This window comes from Paractinoplanes lichenicola, assembly GCF_016785085.1.
Taxonomy (GTDB): Bacteria; Actinomycetota; Actinomycetes; order Mycobacteriales; family Micromonosporaceae; genus Actinoplanes; species Actinoplanes lichenicola.
Map to the genome: position 1 here is coordinate 928,387 of NZ_JAENHO010000002.1, position 15,638 is coordinate 944,024.

The 15,638-nt window shown below is 72.2% G+C and carries 16 protein-coding genes; 8 read left to right on the top strand and 8 right to left on the bottom strand.

All coding sequences use genetic code 11. The features are described 5' to 3' along the window. Positions 1-230 precede the first annotated feature (230 nt). The 3 genes from trmB to JKJ07_RS08800 form a co-directional block, all read right to left on the bottom strand. Positions 231-863 (bottom strand): tRNA (guanosine(46)-N7)-methyltransferase TrmB, encoded by a 633-nt coding sequence (trmB, locus tag JKJ07_RS08790; protein ID WP_236028673.1) that lies wholly within the window; start codon positions 861-863, stop codon positions 231-233. Positions 864-916: 53 nt separating this feature from the next. Next, on the bottom strand, positions 917-1,849 hold the full coding sequence (locus tag JKJ07_RS08795) for a TolB family protein (protein ID WP_307834172.1): 933 nt from the start codon (positions 1,847-1,849) through the stop codon (positions 917-919). Between the two features lie 130 nt (positions 1,850-1,979). Beyond that, a complete protein-coding gene (locus JKJ07_RS08800; protein ID WP_202990721.1) occupies positions 1,980-2,735 on the bottom strand; it encodes a hypothetical protein in 756 nt (251 codons plus the stop codon). Between the two features lie 73 nt (positions 2,736-2,808). On the opposite strand from JKJ07_RS08800, the gene JKJ07_RS08805 reads away from it, so the two are divergent. Beyond that, the gene (locus JKJ07_RS08805) at positions 2,809-3,126 is read left to right on the top strand and encodes a hypothetical protein (RefSeq protein ID WP_202990722.1); all 318 of its coding nucleotides are present in this window, start codon (positions 2,809-2,811) and stop codon (positions 3,124-3,126) included. A gap of 65 nt (positions 3,127-3,191) precedes the next feature. After that, positions 3,192-3,836, top strand: a complete 645-nt coding sequence (locus tag JKJ07_RS08810) for an alpha/beta fold hydrolase (protein ID WP_202990723.1) — start codon at positions 3,192-3,194, stop codon at positions 3,834-3,836. On the opposite strand, the gene cadA is transcribed toward JKJ07_RS08810, so the two are convergent. Further along, a complete protein-coding gene (gene cadA, locus JKJ07_RS08815) occupies positions 3,756-5,606 on the bottom strand; it encodes a cadmium family heavy metal-translocating P-type ATPase (RefSeq protein WP_307834173.1) in 1,851 nt (616 codons plus the stop codon). The genes JKJ07_RS08810 and cadA overlap by 81 nt on opposite strands. A gap of 66 nt (positions 5,607-5,672) precedes the next feature. On the opposite strand from cadA, the gene JKJ07_RS08820 reads away from it, so the two are divergent. Then, positions 5,673-6,005, top strand: a complete 333-nt coding sequence (locus JKJ07_RS08820; RefSeq protein WP_202990724.1) for an ArsR/SmtB family transcription factor — start codon at positions 5,673-5,675, stop codon at positions 6,003-6,005. Between the two features lie 26 nt (positions 6,006-6,031). Here JKJ07_RS08820 and ggt read toward each other — a convergent pair whose 3' ends face one another. Further along, positions 6,032-7,828 carry a gamma-glutamyltransferase gene (ggt, locus tag JKJ07_RS08825; protein ID WP_202990725.1) on the bottom strand — a complete coding sequence of 599 codons (1,797 nt, stop codon included), beginning with the start codon at positions 7,826-7,828 and terminating at the stop codon, positions 6,032-6,034. Between the two features lie 229 nt (positions 7,829-8,057). Beyond that, positions 8,058-8,804 (bottom strand): SDR family NAD(P)-dependent oxidoreductase, encoded by a 747-nt coding sequence (locus tag JKJ07_RS08830; RefSeq protein WP_202990726.1) that lies wholly within the window; start codon positions 8,802-8,804, stop codon positions 8,058-8,060. A gap of 69 nt (positions 8,805-8,873) precedes the next feature. On the opposite strand from JKJ07_RS08830, the gene JKJ07_RS08835 reads away from it, so the two are divergent. Genes JKJ07_RS08835 through JKJ07_RS08850 form a run of 4 tightly spaced genes read left to right on the top strand, consistent with a single transcriptional unit; the run spans position 8,874 to position 11,474 of the window. Next, positions 8,874-9,698: a LysR family transcriptional regulator gene (locus JKJ07_RS08835; RefSeq protein ID WP_202990727.1), complete on the top strand. Its 825-nt coding sequence runs from the start codon at positions 8,874-8,876 to the stop codon at positions 9,696-9,698. Between the two features lie 33 nt (positions 9,699-9,731). Beyond that, the gene (locus tag JKJ07_RS08840; protein ID WP_202990728.1) at positions 9,732-10,247 is read left to right on the top strand and encodes a pyridoxamine 5'-phosphate oxidase family protein; all 516 of its coding nucleotides are present in this window, start codon (positions 9,732-9,734) and stop codon (positions 10,245-10,247) included. Then, positions 10,244-10,753: a GNAT family N-acetyltransferase gene (locus JKJ07_RS08845; protein WP_202990729.1), complete on the top strand. Its 510-nt coding sequence runs from the start codon at positions 10,244-10,246 to the stop codon at positions 10,751-10,753. Before JKJ07_RS08840 ends, JKJ07_RS08845 begins: the two co-directional genes overlap by 4 nt. Continuing rightward, the gene (locus tag JKJ07_RS08850; RefSeq protein WP_202990730.1) at positions 10,734-11,474 is read left to right on the top strand and encodes an alpha/beta hydrolase; all 741 of its coding nucleotides are present in this window, start codon (positions 10,734-10,736) and stop codon (positions 11,472-11,474) included. Before JKJ07_RS08845 ends, JKJ07_RS08850 begins: the two co-directional genes overlap by 20 nt. Here the strand turns inward: JKJ07_RS08850 and JKJ07_RS08855 are convergent. Both JKJ07_RS08855 and JKJ07_RS08860 read right to left on the bottom strand, forming a co-directional pair. Next, on the bottom strand, positions 11,471-12,385 hold the full coding sequence (locus tag JKJ07_RS08855; protein WP_202990731.1) for a proteasome assembly chaperone family protein: 915 nt from the start codon (positions 12,383-12,385) through the stop codon (positions 11,471-11,473). The two genes, JKJ07_RS08850 and JKJ07_RS08855, sit on opposite strands and share 4 nt — an antisense overlap. A gap of 59 nt (positions 12,386-12,444) precedes the next feature. After that, positions 12,445-14,781, bottom strand: coding sequence for a putative bifunctional diguanylate cyclase/phosphodiesterase (locus tag JKJ07_RS08860; protein WP_202990732.1), 2,337 nt, complete (start codon positions 14,779-14,781; stop codon positions 12,445-12,447). 123 nt (positions 14,782-14,904) lie between these two features. On the opposite strand from JKJ07_RS08860, the gene JKJ07_RS08865 reads away from it, so the two are divergent. Continuing rightward, positions 14,905-15,624, top strand: coding sequence for an EcsC family protein (locus JKJ07_RS08865; RefSeq protein WP_307834174.1), 720 nt, complete (start codon positions 14,905-14,907; stop codon positions 15,622-15,624). The last annotated feature ends 14 nt before the right edge of the window (positions 15,625-15,638 follow it).

Here is a 15,638-nt window from a genome sequence, read left to right on the forward strand (position 1 = left end):
GGTTGCGGGTCGGGCGGTGGGTGGTCAGGAGGTTGCTGGTGGGCGTCGAGGAGGTCGCGGTTTAGCCGATGGGTGGTGAGAAGACAGCTGGTGAGAAGACGGCTGATGGGCGGCCGAGCTGGTCGCGAGTCAGGCGGTGGGTGGTGAGGCTGCTGGTGGGCGGCCGAGAGATCGCGGATCAGCCGGTGGGTGCCGGCGCGGCGGCTGATGGCGGCCGAGCTGGTCGTGGGTCACGCGGCGGGGGCTGGGTGGCGGCGGTAGCGGAGGTCGGTGATGGGGCGGCCCGCGCCGGCGCCGCGGCGTTCGAATTTTGTTTCGGGGCGGCCGGCGCGGTTGCGGTCGACCGGTTCGAGGCCGGGGTCGGCGTCGAGGGTCTCGGCCATGGCTTCGGCGTAGTCGGGCCAGTCGGTCGCGCAGTGCAGGATGCCGCCGGGGCGCAGGCGGTCGCGGAGCAGGGCCACGTTGACCGGCTGGATCAGGCGGCGCTTGTGGTGGCGGGCCTTGGGCCAGGGGTCCGGGAAGAAGACGTGGATCGCGTCCAGCCGGCCGGGCGCCAGGCGGTGCACCAACTGCATGGCGTCGCCGCGAGCCACCCGTACGTGGGAAAGGTCTTGATCTTGCAGGAGGGCCAGCAGGTTGCCGATGCCGGGCGTGTGCACCTCGATGCCCAGATAGTCACGACCCGGGTCGGACTGCGCCGTCGCGGCCAGGGTGTCGCCCATGCCGAAGCCGATCTCGAGCACCTTCGGGTTGTCGCGCCCGAACAGCTCGTCCAGGTCGAGGGGCGTGCGGTCGCCGTCGGAGATCAGCAGGCCGTGGGTCGGCCACAGCGCGGCGTGGGCGTCCTCGTGGCGGGCACTCATGCGGCCGCGGCGGGGGTGGAAGGTGCGGATCGGCGGGTGGTTCACGCCTCTTTCTAGCGCACCGGCTGCACGCTGGGCTGGCTGCCCTCGCGGAACGGCTGCCGCTGGCCCCTCGCCACGTCGACCACCACGACCCACGAGCCGCTCCGATACTGCCCGGTGACCACGGCCCGGCTCGTCGTGATGTAGGCCATCTCGCGGTCCAGGACGCCGCCGACCGTACGCTTGGCCTTGGTCCTGGTGTCGTACTCGACGACGTGCAGCGGCTGGTCGTCGGCCTTGGTCTCGCCCTTCTGATACGCCGTCCAGGCCAGCTTCGCCCCGTCCCCGCGCCAGCTCGGCACCACGGCGAAACCGCTGGTCTGCAGGCTGCCCCCGCCGTACGCGGCCACGGTCTGCTCGCCGCCGGTGGCCACCGTCCCCACGCTCAGGCAGGCGTCGTAGACGGAGTCGCAGTCGCCGCCGCGGAACGCGATCCGGGTGCCGTCGGGCGACCAGGCCACGGCGTCGTCGGTGCTCAGCCGCTCCTGCAGCGAACCTGCGCGGGAGGTCACCGGGGCCGGCTCGGCGGGCAGTTCCTCACCCCGGCAGTCGCGCGGGAACAGCACCTCGGGGGTCGCCTTGCCCGCGGTGGCGATCCGATAGACCCCCGGCCCGCCCGTGCAGGAGAGCGAGGCGAACGCGATCGACTTGCCGTCCGGCGCCCACGACGGCCCTGCCGCGGCGCGGGTGGTGAGCCGGCGCTGACCGGTGCCGTCGGCCTTCATCACCCACAGGTAGCCCGATTTGAGGAAGGCGATCGACTTGCCGTCGGGCGACCAGCGCGGGCGGGCCTGGTGTCCGCCGGTGGTCAGGCGCTTCTCGGCCGAGCCCTTGCTGACGTAGATGTCGCCGTTGCGCACGTACGCCACCAGGCTGGGCAGAGCGGGCGCCGCCGCGCTCGCGGCGACCGGGTGCAGCATCGCCCCGGCCACGATCCCCGCCACTGCGAGACACCGGACCACCTTCACGAGAAACGCCCCCCGACGCGTCTGACCTGCATATACATCGAGAGGATCGTCGCAACGGTTCTGCTCCTAAGCGATTCCCACACGCGAAACCGGGAATTTCCCCTCTTTAGTGGTTGCCCGGGGGCTGCTCCTCCGGATCCCAGTGGTGGGGGTTCCAGTCGGCGTCCGAGGCGACGGCGTTCAGCGGGGCCCGGTGGGGGCCGAGGCCACGCGGCTGCTCGACGATCGGGTCGCCGGCGGCGGGCGGGCCGGCTTCCGGCAGGTCGGCGGCCGGCCACTCGACCGGGCGGCGGCTCGGTGGGATCGGGACGGCCGCGGCCCCGTACGTCTGAGTGGCCGAGTCGGCGGCCAGGCGGTGCAGGCGGAACCAGCCCGCCAGCACGGCCAGGGTCAGGAAGGCGATCACCAGGAACTCGATGGCGCCGCCGAGGATGACGGCCAGGCCCAGCCGGCCGCCCGCCGCGCACAGGGCGAAAGCGCCGAGGAAGAACAGCGCCACGTAGAGGGCGACCACGTTCCGCGGGCGGACGTACCAGCCGGACTCGTCCCCGAATCGGTCAGCCAGCCGGCGGGTGCCCCGGCTCCAGAACATGTGGGCGACGAACACCACGATCGCCAGGGCCGACCAGATCAGGCTGATCAGCACGGAGACGCCGGCGAAGGCGGCAGCACCCGACTGGACGGCCTGGAATCGGGTGATCGTGTGCGCGACAGTGGTCAGGCCCAGCATCAGGGCCAGCAGCGCCACGACCCCCGTCAGGATCTGCCAGCCGACCGGCAGGCCCCCGGGCTCCGGATAGGCCGTCCGGCAGGTGTGCCCCTGCCCGGCATGATCCAGCCGGGCGCCACAACGCTCACACATCACGAGCACGATGATGACCTATGTCCGCTCCGGTTGTGGGCCCCTCCGCCGGGGCCGACGTAGGCTGGATCGCATGACTGCCGCCCGGGGCCGACGCGCCGGGCTGTTCGCGGTCCTGATGATGCTGCTGACGCTGGGCGCGGTCTCGCTCGTGTCGACCGCCGCCGTCGCGTCCCCGCACCTCTCCGCCGCCGCCGAGACCTCGCACGATCACCACACCGGCACGGAGTGGACTCCCACGCCCAGCCACCGGCTGCGACCGGCCGCCGACGTCTCCGGCGGCGCGATCATCCCGGCCGGCGCCCACGCCCCGGCGCCCGTCGATCTCGTTGTCACCGCAGGTGGGGACGGCCGCGGCGACGAAGCTTCGATTCTGGTCCTTCGGGTATAGCGACCGGGCCCTTCCGCGCCCCTATCCGCCCGTTTCCCGCCCGAAAGGGAAGAAGGACCCGTCGCATGCTCCCCCAGCCTCCGCGCCGCTCCACCCACGCCACCAACAGCCCGCTGAACCGTCTCGTCTACGACCGGTGGGGCGAGTTCGGCCGGCCCGTCGTCCTGCTGCACGGCCTGCTCTTCGACCGGACGATGTGGTGGCCGGTCGCCGCCGAACTGGCCGGCGACTGCACGGTCATCGCGCCCGACCTGCCCGGCCACGGCCAGTGCCCGCATCGCACCGATTACAGCCTGGAGCGGATCGCCGCCGACCTGGCCGCCCTCGTCCACGACCTGCAACTGCACCGGGCGCCGATCGTCGTCGGGCACGGCACGTCGGCCTGGCTGGCGATCGCGTTCGCCGACGCGTACGCGACCCACTGCCTGCTCACCCTGGACGAGCCCGACGACGGCCCGCTGAACACGGTCGACGACCTGGTCGAGGCGGCCGGGCTGGCCGCGGTGCCGGAGCACTACCGCCCGTTCGCCGAGCCCCGCCGTGACCCGGCGCTGCTCCGGGCGTACGCGGGCTGGACAGCGCAACCACCCACCCGCCGGCTGGCCGTCGCCGGTTCCGCCGGGGCCCGGTCAGGGCCGGCTCCCGACAACGCGTTCACCCACCTGTCCGACCCCGAGGGGTTCGCCGGGCGGTTGCGCGCCCTGCTGTGACGTCCAGGCGCGTTCGCGCAGCAGGCGCAGGCCGTTCAGCCCGACGATGACGGTCGACCCCTCGTGCCCGGCCACGCCGAGCGGGAGGGGCAGGTCGCCGAACAGGTCCCACGCGACGAGCACGGCGATGAACGAGCCCGCGATGATCAGGTTGGCCACGACCAGGTGGCGGGCCCGGCGGGACAGGGCGATGACGGCGGGCAGGGTGCCCAGGTCGTCGCGGACGATCACGGCGTCGGCGGTGGCCATTGACAGGTCGGCCCCGGCCCGGCCCATCGCCACCCCGGTGTGCGCGGCGGCGAGCGCGGGCGCGTCGTTCACACCGTCGCCGACGAACAGGAGCCCCGCCTCCCGCCGTACGTGCTCGACTTTCTCCTCGGGAAGAAGCCCGGCCCGTACGTCGTGCAGGCCGCTCGCCGCCGCCACCCGTTCCGCGGCGGCGGCGTTGTCGCCGGTCAGCAGCAGCGGAGGCCGTACGGTCAGGGCGGTCAGCGCGGCGACGACGGCGGGAGTCCGCGGGCGCAGCCGGTCGGTGAAGGCGAACGTGGCCGCGGGCCGCCCGTCGATGCTGATCAGCACCTCGGCGCCGGTGGCCCGGCCCGCCTCGACGAGGTGGCCGTCGACCACGGCCGAGATGCCGCGCCCCGGGATCGAGACGAACTGCTCGGCGTGGGACAGGGGCAGGCCCCGCTCGCGGGCGGCGGCGACGATCGCGCGGGCCAGCGGATGCTCGGACGGGTCCTCGGCGGAGGCCGCGAGCCGCAGCACCTCGTCGTCGTCGGCCCCGGCCACCAACCGGGGGCGCCCCTCGGTCAGCGTGCCGGTCTTGTCGAACGCCACCCGCTCGACCGCGCCCAGCCGCTCCATCACGACGGCCGACTTGACCAGCACGCCGTGCCGCCCGGCGTTGGCGATCGCGGACAGCAGCGGCGGCATCGTGGCCAGCACGACGGCGCACGGCGAGGCCACGATCATGAAGGTCATCGCGCGCAGCAGGGTCGGCTCGAGCGCGGCCCCGAAGGCCAGCGGGATCACGAACAACGCGACCGTGGCGACGACCATGCCGGCCGAGTAGCGCTGCTCGACCTTCTCGACGAACAACTGCGTACGGGATTTGGTCGCGCTCGCCTGCTCGACCAGCGCCACGATCCGGGCCACGACCGAGTCGGAGGCGGCCCGCCGTACGCGGACCCGCAGCGCCCCGGTGCCGTTGAGGGTGCCCGCGAACACCTCGTCGCCGGGCAGCTTGTCGATCGGCAGCGACTCCCCGGTGATCGTCGCCTGGTCGACCTCGCTCGCGCCCTCGGCCACCTCGCCGTCGGCCCCGATCCGCTCGCCCGGCCGCACGACGATCATGTCACCGGGCTCGAGCCGAGCGGTGTCGACGGTCTCCTCGCCCGCGGCCGTGACCCGGTTGGCCCGTTCGGGGGCGAGGTCGAGCAGACGACGTACGGAATCCTCGGTCTTGCGGGTGGCCACGGCCTCGAGCGCGCCCGACGTCGCGAAGATGACGATCAGCAGGGCGCCGTCGAGCACCTGGCCGATCGAGGCGGCGCCGATCGCGGCCACGACCATCAGCAGGTCGACGTCGAGCCGCCGCGCGCGCAGCGCCTTGAGGCCCGCCCAGCCCGGTGCCCAGCCCCCGGCCGCGTAACAGGCCAGGTAGAAGGGCAGCGAGGGGGCGTCCAGCAACTGCGCGACGAGGCCGGCCACGAACAGCGCGGTGGCGGCGGCCGCCCAGCGGACCTCGGTCACTTTCCCGATCAGCACGCTGGCATCGTATATGCGCAAGTGCGAAGGTAAGAAGGCAGTCAGGTGCTCGGATAGTGTGACGGGATGCACGACGAGCTGGCTGACTTCGACATGCCCGAGGACGACCAGGTGGATCTCGCGGCCGAGACGTTCCGGCTGCTGTCCGACCCGACCCGGATCAAGGTGCTGTGGGCGCTGCTGCAGGGCGAGCAGTCGGTGGCCTGCCTGGCCGAGCTGGCCGGCACCACGCCGACCGCGGTCAGCCAGCACCTGGCCAAGCTGCGCATGTCACGCCTGGTGACGGGCCGCCGGCAGGGCACGTTCATCTATTACTCGGCGGCCGACGAGCACGTGCGGCGGCTGCTCGCGCAGGCGCTGCACCACGCGGACCACATAGATCCGGCCCCGCCTCACTGAGACGGGGCCGGCGTTTTGGAGATCGTCTACTTCGGGTGGACCACTCCGGCCGCGCCGCCGCCGCGACGGACCGGCTCGGCCGAGGCGATGAAGCCGCCGCCCCGGGTGAACTCGATCGCCGTCGCGGCACCGAGCTCGGGCACGTCGGGCCCGAACGTGTGACCCAGCGCCGTCAGGGCGGGGCCATAGGTCGTACGGAAGGAAGGCTCGGCCTGGATGCCCGCGGTGTTGCGCTGCGAGGCCCGGGGTGCGGCCATCGCCGCCGGCAGGGACTGGCCCAGCACGACCCGGTTGAGCAGGATCTGCAGGACCGTCGTGATGATCGTCGCGCCGCCGGGCGAACCGAGCGCCAGGAACGGCTTGCCGTCCTGCAGCACGATCGTCGGCGACATCGAGCTGCGCGGCCGCTTGCCGGGGCCGGGCAGGTTCGGGTCGGCCGCGGGGGCCTGCGTGTTGGTGAAGTTGAAGTCGGTCAGCTCGTTGTTGAGCAGGAAGCCGCGCCCCGGCACGACCATCGCGTTGCCGCCGGTCTGCTCGATCGTGAACGTGTATTCGACGATGTTGCCCCAGCGGTCGGCGACGGTCAGGTTGGTGGTGCTCTGACCCTGCTCGGTGGGGCCGCCGACGGTGGCGGGCGTGCACCCGGTGGCGGTGATGTCACCCGGTGGGACGGGCTTGGTCAGCGCGGCGCCCGGCTTGATCTGGCACGCGCGCTGCTTGGCCCAGCCGTCGGACACCAGCTTCTGCAAGACCGAGTTCTTCGTGTACGCCCCCACGTAGCGGTTGCGGTCGGCGAAGCTCAGCGCGGACGACTCGAGGTAGTAGTGCAGCGCCTTGGTGACGTCCGCCTTGGACAGGCCGGCCGTCTCGAGGATGTTGAGGGCCTCGCTGACCGCCACGCCGCCGCTGGACGGGGTGTTCATGCCGTAGACGGTCAGGTCGCGGAACTTCGACTTGGTCGGGGCGGGATAGCGCAGCTCATAGTTCTTCAGATCGCTCAGCGTCAAAGTCCCCGGACGAATCGGGAATGTCCAACTTCCGACCGGATTGCTGGAGACCGGCGGGTTCTGGACCGTCCGGACGATGTCGCGGGCCACGGCGCCCTCGTACAGCACGTCGATGCCCTGCTTCGCGATCAGCCGATACGTGGCCGCGAGATCCGGGTTGCGTTGCGTCGAGCCGACCGCGGGCGGGGCGCCGTTGGGCAGGTAGAGCGCCTTGGTCGCGTCGAACTGGCCGAACGCGGCGGCGTTGTCGGCGATCTGCTGGCGGAACGTGGCGTCGACCGGGAAGCCCTTGTCGGCCACCCGGGCGGCCGGTTCGAGCAGGCTCGGCAGCGACTTGGTGCCCCACTTGCGGGCGGCCGACTGCCAGGTGGCGAGCGTGCCCGGGGCGCCGACCGAGAGGCCGGAGACGCGAGCCTCGGCGAACTCGTACGGCGTGTTGTCGGCCGGGTCGATGAAGTGGGTCTCCTTCATCGTGGCCGGGCCGGACTCGCGACCGTCGATCGTGGAGACGCTGCGCTTGCGGGCGTCGTAGTAGACGAAGAAGCCGCCACCGCCGATGCCGGCCGAGAACGGCTCGGTCACCCCGAGGGTGGCCGCGGCGGCGACGGCCGCGTCGACCGCGTTGCCCCCGCGGCGCAGGATGTCGAGGCCGACGGCGGTGGCCGTGGGGTCGACCGTGGAGACCGCGCCGCCGTAGCCGGTCGCGGTGGGGCCGAGCGCGGGCGCGTGACCGCCGCCGCCCGCCTGAGCCGGCGACGGCGCCACCAACAGCGCCGCGGCCAGGGATGTCACGCCAAGGACCGGCCGAATCCGCATTGATCCTCCGAGGTTTCTTCCGACAATAAATCTTGTCATGTACGGCCATCCCTAACCCCCACCCGCCACGGGGAGACCGGGGGTTGACGCTACGCCTTTGTCAAGCCGGGGCTCGGACTTATCCACAGGCGCGGGCGGGGCGGGGTGCTTTGTGGATGACGGGCAGTGTCGTTGGTCTATCCCTGCCTACCAGATCCGTCGGGAATGCGCCCCCCGAGACTCGAAACACTCACCACGGCACCGCGCTGGTGTCGTCGAAGAACCCCCCGGTCGGGCACTCCCGGCCCATCGTGGCCAGCCGCACGACGACCGCCGCCCCCTCGGCCGCGGTCCGGGTCAGCGTGAACGGCAGGCCCTTGGCGAAGTCGGTGTCGCAGGCCCCGGGCGCGATCGCGTTGACCAGGATCCCGTCGCGGGACAGCGCCTTCGCGTACTGCACGGTGAGCATGTTCAGGGCGGCCTTCGACACCGGATAGCCCACCGAGCCCGGCATCCGGCTCAGATAGTGGGTGGCGTCGTTCATCCAGGTCATCGACGAGGTGCCGCTGGACACGTTCACGATCCGCGCGGCGGGTGAGCGGCGCAGCAACGGCAGCATCGCCTCGGTCACCGCGATGACGCCGAACAGGTTCGTCTCGAACACCGCCCGCACCTCGCCGAGCTGCGCCGAGCCGGGCGTCTGGGCCGCGAACCCGCCGGAGACGCCGGCGTTGTTGACGAGCACGTCCAGACGGCCGAACCGGTCGCCGATCTCCGCGGCCGCCGCGGTCACGCCGCGCTGGTCCGTCACGTCGAGTCCGATCGGGTGCGCCTCGCCGCCCGCCGCGCGGATCTCGCCGGCCGCCTCGGCGCCCTTCCGCGGATCCCGGGCGCCGACCAGCACCGTCATCCCGAGCTCGGCGAACCGGTCCGCGACCGCCCGCCCGATTCCCTTGTTCGCCCCGGTCACCAGCGCGATTGCCACATCTTCAGTCATGTCTCCAGACGACCACCGCCCGGCGTCGCGGACCAGGATCGACCCGATCTCGATCGATACCCTGAAGATATGGACATCGAGACCCGGGAGCTTCGCTACTTCGTGGCGGTGGCCGAGGAACTGCACTTCGGGCGGGCGGCCCGCCGGCTCAACATGGCCCAGCCGCCGCTGTCCCGGGCGATCCGGCTGCTCGAGCGGCGGATGGGCGTCACGCTGCTGGAACGCACCAGCCGCGAGGTGCGCCTGACCACCGCCGGCGAGGTGCTGCTGGAAGAGGGCCGGGGTGCCTTGGAGGCGGCGGCCGCGGCGGTACGGCGTACGCAGCGGGCCGCCGCGACCACCCGGCGCCTGGTGCTGGCGCTCAAACCGGGCGGCGACGCCGGCCTGTTGCGATCGATCCTGGACCGCTACGCGGCCACCCCGGACGCGGTGCCGGTCGAGCTCGCCTTCAGCGTCGGCGAACGCGCCCAGATGGTCCGCGACGGCCGCGCCGATCTCGCGCTGCTGCACCGGCCGCAGAACGACCTGACCGGCCTCGACTGCGACGACCTGCACACCCAGGAGCAGGTCGTGGTGCTGCCGGAGGGCCATCGGCTGGCCGGCCGGGCCGCGGTGTCGATGGCCGACCTGAGCGGCGAGACGCTGCCCCGCTGGCCGGAGGCCCGTCCCGGCGTGACCGGCTATCCGATCAGCGACACGAACCAGCTGATGCAACTCATCCTGCTCGGACGGATGGTCGCGGTGCTCCCGGAGTCGATCCGTGATCGCCTGCCGCCGGGCGCGGTCTGCCGCCCGGTCACGGACGCCGTTCCGGCCACGCTCGTCATCGCCTGGCCCCGGGAATCCACATCCCGGCAGGTCGCCGCCTTCGTAGCGGCCAGTTCGCCACGCTGAAGGCCCCGGCTGTCCTCGAGCAACGGAGATCAGATGCCCCTGACGAACCCCTGGCTCGCCGAGCCGATGCCCGCCGGCCGGCTGCCCCGGGAACGCCTCGAGGAACGCATCCTCAACCTGCTGTCGGCGCAGAACATGTGCGTGCTGGCGACCACCGGCCCCGGCGGCCCGCTGGCCACCCCGGTTCGCTACTACTCGCTCGGCTTCACGGTCATGTTCACCGCCGCGCCCCGCTCGCCCAAGGTGCGCAACCTCGAGGCCGACCCGCGCGTCTCGATCGGCATCTTCGCCCCACTCACCGGCCTGGCCAGCAGCCGGGGAGCCCAGGTGTTCGGCGAGGCTCGCGTACTGCCGCCCGACCATGCCGAGCGCGAGCGCTACTGGGAGGCGTTCCGCTGGGAGAACGAGCACGCCGAGCGCGGCCGCCCGCTCACCGAGCCGCCCCGCGACACCCTGATCGTCGTCGCGGCCGCCCGCATCGTCTACACCGAGCACTGGCTGCGCCGCGAGGGTTTCGCGGCCCGCCAGTTCTGGAGGGCACAGCAGTGATTGTCCGTCCCCGTCACGCCGCCGACCTGCCTGCTTGCGCCGCGGCCCTGCGCCGGGTGCACGACGCCGACGCGTACCCGCTGAACTGGCCCGACGACCCGCAAGCGTGGCTCACCCCGGCCACGGCGGCTTGGGTGGCCGAGGACGGTGAGCTGATCGTCGGTCACGTGGCTGTCCTCGACGACGAGGTCACGCGCCTGTTCGTCGTGCCCGAGGCGCGCCGTCACGGCACCGCCGGCGCGCTGCTGGCCGAGGCGCGCACCTGGGCCGCCGCGCACCAGCGCGTCCTGACCTTGAACGTGGTGGCCACCGACCGGTCCTCGGCGATCGCGTTCTACGAGTCCACGGGCTGGCGTTACACCCGTACGACGGTTGCCGGCTGGTCCGCCCCGGACGGCGGCCCGGTCGAGCTGCGCCACTACGTCGACGTCCGGGGGGTGGCTGGATCGCCTGGCGGGACGCGTGGCGAACGACGAGACTGGCCCGATGGCCCTGATCCACGTTGATTTCTCCGCCGAGTCGCTCGACCTCGCCACCTCCATGACGGTGGTGCTGCCGCAGGAGGGCGCGACCCCGCCGCCCGTGCTCTATCTTCTGCACGGCCTCACCGACGACCACACGGCGTGGACCCGCTACACGTCGATCGAGCGGTACGCCTACGACCACAACCTGGCCGTGGTCATGCCCCAGGTGCATCGCAGCTTCTACGCCGACGAGGCGTACGGGATGAAGTTCTGGACCTTTCTCTCCGACGAGCTGCCGGGGCTGGTGCACCGGTTCTTCCGGGTCAGTGACAAGCGCGAGCAGACGTACGTGGCGGGGCTGTCGATGGGTGGCTACGGCGCCTTCAAGTGGGCGTTGCGCCGGCCCGAGCAGTTCGCCGCCGCGGTCAGCCTGTCGGGCGCGCTCGACCTGTCGTGGCTGCAGCACAAGGACGAGCGGCCGCACATCCGCGAGGTGATGGAGCGCGTCTTCGCCGGCCGCGACGTGACCGGCACCGACGACGACCTGCTGCACCTGATCGAGAACGCCGACAAGGGCGCCCTGCCCCGGCTGATGCTGCGCTGCGGCACCGGCGATCACCTGTTCGAGCAGAACGAGCGCTTCGTACACGCCTGTGCCCGCGCCGGCATCCCGCTGGACAGCGAGTTCGAGCCGGGCGGGCACGAGTGGTCGTTCTGGGACAGGCACATTCCGCGTGCCCTCGACTTCATGGTCAAGAACTAGCCCTGGTCGTTCTCCCGGCGCTGCTGCTCGGCCAGGAAACGCTCCAGCTCGGCGCCCAGCTCGTCCGCGGTGGGCAGCGGCCGGTCGCTGTCGGCCAGCAGGTTGCCCTCGCGGCCGCGCAGGAAGGCGTCGTACTGCGCCTCGAGCGAGGAGACCAGGCGCCCGGCCTGCTCGTCATCGGCGACCTGCTTGTCCACGTCCTCCCGGACGACCTTGGCCGCCTCGCGCAGCTCGCCGGTCGGCAGGGCCAGGCCCGTGGTGGCCGACACCGAGTCGAGCAGCAGCTCGGCCGCGGCCGGATAGGTCGTCTGGGCCAGATAGTGCGGCACGTGCGCGGCGAAGCCCATGGCGTCGTGGTCGTTCTCGCCCAGCCGGAACTCGAGCAGGTTGCCGACGCTCGCCGGCACCTGCACCTTCTGCAGCCAGGGCTCGCGATCGCCGAGCAGCGCCTTGTCGGTGGCGTGGGCGGTGACGCTGACCGGGCGGGTGTGCGGCACGGCCATCGGGATGGCGTTGAGCCCGACCGTCAGGCGCACGCCGAACCGCTCGACCAGGCCCGTCACGGCGGCGATGAAACGCTCCCACTGCAGGTCGGGCTCGGGCCCGGCGAGCAGCAGGAACTCGGTGCCGAGCTGGTCGCGCACGAGATGCAGGACGAGGCTGGGCTGCTCGTAGCTGACCCAGTGATCCTCGTCGAAGATCATCGGAGGGCGGCGGGACCGGTAGTCGAGCAGCTGGTCGAGATCGAACGTGGCGACGACCTGGCTGTCGAGCCGGTCCAGCAGGTTCTCGCGCGCGAGCTGGATCGCCGAGCCCGCGTCGACGAAACCGGTGAGCGCCTGGACCAGCACCGGCTCGTCCAGCTCCGGCAGGTCGTCGGCCAGCTCGTAGAGCTCGTTGGGGTCGAGCACGTCGAGGACCTCCTGAGTTCCGTTAAGGGGTAAAACCTGCGAACAACCCGGCCCGGCGATTAATTCCGGACCACCGTCGATCTTGCCAACTCGCCGTCGGTGAGGCGCGAGCGCACCTCGGCCGGCGGCAGCGGGCGGGAGAAGTGGTACCCCTGCGCGAAACGGTAGCCCAGTTGGTAAAGGGTGTCGGCCTGCGCCTCGGTCTCGACGCCCTCGGCCACGGCCTTCAGGTGCAGGCCGTCGGTGATCTGAATCATGGCGGTGGCGATCACCGCCTCCTCCGAGGCGCCGCCGATCCCGGCCACGAAGGACTTGTCGACCTTGAGGGTGTTGGCCGGCACCGTACGCAGCAGGCCCAGCGACGAGTGCCCGGTGCCGAAGTCGTCAAGCGCCACTTTCACGCCGAGCTTGACGATCTCGAGCAGCGTGTCCAGGGCCACACCGCCGTCGAAGACCGCGGTCTCGGTCACCTCGACGACCAGCCGGTCCGGGCTGACTCCCGAGAAGGAGAGCGCCTCGCGGACCTCGCCGGCGAAACCGGGTTCGCGCAGCTGCCGGGCCGACACGTTGACGCCCAGCTCGCGCGGCGCGACCCCGGGGCCGAACTCGGCGTCCCAGGCGGCCATCTGGCCCAGGGCGGTGTGCAGGATCCAGGTGCCCAGCGGCACGATCAGGCCGGTGCGCTCGGCGATCGGGATGAACAGGTCGGGCCCGATGAAGCCGCGCTCGGGGTGCGGCCAGCGGATCAGCGTCTCCAGGCCGGTCCACAGGCCGTCGGGCAGCCGCACGATCGGCTGGTAGGCCAGCGTGAACTGGCCGGCGTCGAAGGCGTGCCGCAGCTCGGCGCCGAGCTTCTGGTCGGCCTCGTGGGTGCGCTCAAGCGCCGCGTCGTACACCGCGAACTGGGCCTTGCCGTTGTCCTTGGCGTAGTACATCGCGATGTCGGCCCGGCGCAGCAGCTCCGCCGCGGTGGCGCCGGGCCACGCCTCGGCCAGCCCGGTGCTGGCCCGGGCCAGCAGCTGGTGACCGGCGACCTTCAGGGGCACCGACATCGCCTCGTCGATCCGGGACAGCAGGGCCAGCGCCTCGTCGCCGGTCAGCCCGGGCAGCAGGATGCCGAACTCGTCGCCGCCGAGCCGGGCCGGGATGTCCGACGTGCGCAGCGTCGTGCGCAGGCGGTCGGCGATCGCGGCCAGGAACGCGTCGCCGACCGCGTGCCCGAGCCGGTCGTTGATCGTCTTGAAGTCGTCGAGGTCGACCATGGCCAGGCACAGCGGCACGCCGGCGTCGAGCATCTCGTTCGCGGACTGCTCGAACAGGGCGCGGTTGGCCAGGCCGGTCAGCCCGTCGTGGGTGGCCCGGTGCTGCAGCTCGGCCTGGTAGTCGTTGAGCTGGGTGAGCTGCTGGTCGACCCGGCGCAGCAGGCGGCCGTTGTCGCGCAGGGCCGTGAACTGGCGGACGGCGACGATCGCGGTGAGCAGCGAGGCGGCCGCGGCGACCACCAGGACCGTGCGGCCGGACTCGCCGCTGACCCAGAGCAGCAGCCCGTCCGTGGCCGCCACCGCCACGTACGGGATGGAACTGACCGACCGGCGGCGCGGCGGCCGAACCGGCCCGCCCACGGCCCGGCGCTGCCGATCGGCGGCGAACGCGAGGCACAGCATCGTGGCCGGGGCGAAGATCTGCGAACCGCTGAGCCCGGGCGGCACCTCGACGAAGAGCGGGAACAACCCGCCCCCGACGGTGCCGATCGCGGCCGCGCCGGCGAACCAGCGCAGGACGCCCTGCTCGAGACCGCCCGTGCCGCTCATCGCGACCTTGATCATGGCCAGCGCCACGATCAGGCCGAGCACGGCCAGCATCAGCGTCGGGACGGTGGTGTGCTGCGACGAGCCCGAGGTGATGGCGCGGGTCGTGAAATACCAGGCGAACACCCCGACGGTCACGGTGATGGTGAGCGCGTCGAGCAGGAACCGGGCGGTGGTGCCGCGCCGGTCGAGCGGGAGCCGCATCAGCGTCCAGATCACGAGGCCGATCGCGATCGCGTAACAGATCGCGGTGGGGGTGTCGTGCTGCTGCTGGGTGGCCCGGGCCGGGTCGAGCACCGACTGCCGGGCGTCGCCGATGTTGCCCAGGGCCACGAAGAACGCCGTGGCGCCGATCGAGCGCCAGAGCCGGGCGGCCACCCGGTCGAGGCCGGGAGTGCGGGCCGTCTGCCAGCAGGCGACCACCGTGACCAGGGTGAGAGCGATGCCCGGAAGCCAGCCCCAGGCCGGGCTGAACCGCTGATGCGCGGAGTTGACCGCGTACAGCACGATGGCAGCCAGCTGCATGACCGCGCCCGCCGCCAGCAGCGGAGTAAGGCGCAGCCGGGCCACCGGGCGTTCGCTCGTCACGCTCCGGGTAATCGGTACGACAGATCTCAGCTTGAGCACTACAGGGGAAGAACACTCGCGTGCACGTGCATGTGCACGGCACAATAGAACAGGAACGTTCCCTTCCCCCCTCGGAGCGATCTGGTGACCAACTCAGCAAACCCGTCCGACGTGATCACCGACAGCGGCACCGACGCCCCTCCCGGCTCCCTCTGGCAGCGGATGAAGGCCGACCCGCAATACGCGCCGGAGCACCTCGCGCTCGAAGCGGTCCGCCGGCTCGGCCCCGAGGCCGCCGCGTGGGCCGAGCGCATGCGGGCCGACAACCCGGGCCGCACGCCCGACCAGCTGGCCGACCTGGCGATCAAGCGGTTCACCACCGTCGCCCGCATCTCGGGCGCGGTCTCCGGCGCCACCGGCCTGCCCGGCGCGGTGCTCGACGTGGGCGTCCTGGCCTGGAACCAGGCGCGCATGGTGCTGCACATCTCGGCCGCCTTCGGCCACGACCCGTGCGCCCCCGAGCGCGCGACCGACCTGCTGGTGCTCCAGCGCGTGCACAAGATGGCCCAGACGGCCCGCCTGGCGCTGGGCGTCGCGGCCGGCCGCGAACGGGCCGAGCACCTGTTCGCCGGGGCCGGCAACCGCCCGCTGAGCGGCGTGATGCTGCGGCTGGGCGTCAAGCTGGCCCAGATGGCCGGCGTCCGCGCCGCCAAGCGGATGTTCGCCAAGGTCATCCCCGGCGCGTCGATAGTGCTGGGCACCTGGGTCAACTCGGCCGCCACCAAGGATCTGGCCCGCCGTTCCCGCGAGCAGTTCAAGCAGGCGCCCGCCGAGCCCGAGAGGTCGCTGAGCCCGGGGCGCTAAGCATTCCGCCGGCG

Bases quoted from the DNA above. Each gene is read 5' to 3' on its own strand.
- JKJ07_RS08835 (WP_202990727.1), top strand. From the start codon at position 8,874: ATGGACATCGAGACCCGGGAGCTTCGCTACTTCGTGGCGGTGGCCGAG.
- JKJ07_RS08800 (WP_202990721.1), bottom strand. From the start codon at position 2,735: ATGTGTGAGCGTTGTGGCGCCCGGCTGGATCATGCCGGGCAGGGGCAC.
- JKJ07_RS08830 (WP_202990726.1), bottom strand. From the start codon at position 8,804: ATGACTGAAGATGTGGCAATCGCGCTGGTGACCGGGGCGAACAAGGGA.
- JKJ07_RS08810 (WP_202990723.1), top strand. From the start codon at position 3,192: ATGCTCCCCCAGCCTCCGCGCCGCTCCACCCACGCCACCAACAGCCCG.
- JKJ07_RS08850 (WP_202990730.1), top strand. From the start codon at position 10,734: ATGGCCCTGATCCACGTTGATTTCTCCGCCGAGTCGCTCGACCTCGCC.
- ggt (WP_202990725.1), bottom strand. From the start codon at position 7,828: ATGCGGATTCGGCCGGTCCTTGGCGTGACATCCCTGGCCGCGGCGCTG.
- JKJ07_RS08805 (WP_202990722.1), top strand. From the start codon at position 2,809: ATGACTGCCGCCCGGGGCCGACGCGCCGGGCTGTTCGCGGTCCTGATG.
- JKJ07_RS08840 (WP_202990728.1), top strand. From the start codon at position 9,732: ATGCCCCTGACGAACCCCTGGCTCGCCGAGCCGATGCCCGCCGGCCGG.
- JKJ07_RS08820 (WP_202990724.1), top strand. From the start codon at position 5,673: ATGCACGACGAGCTGGCTGACTTCGACATGCCCGAGGACGACCAGGTG.
- trmB (WP_236028673.1), bottom strand. From the start codon at position 863: ATGAGTGCCCGCCACGAGGACGCCCACGCCGCGCTGTGGCCGACCCAC.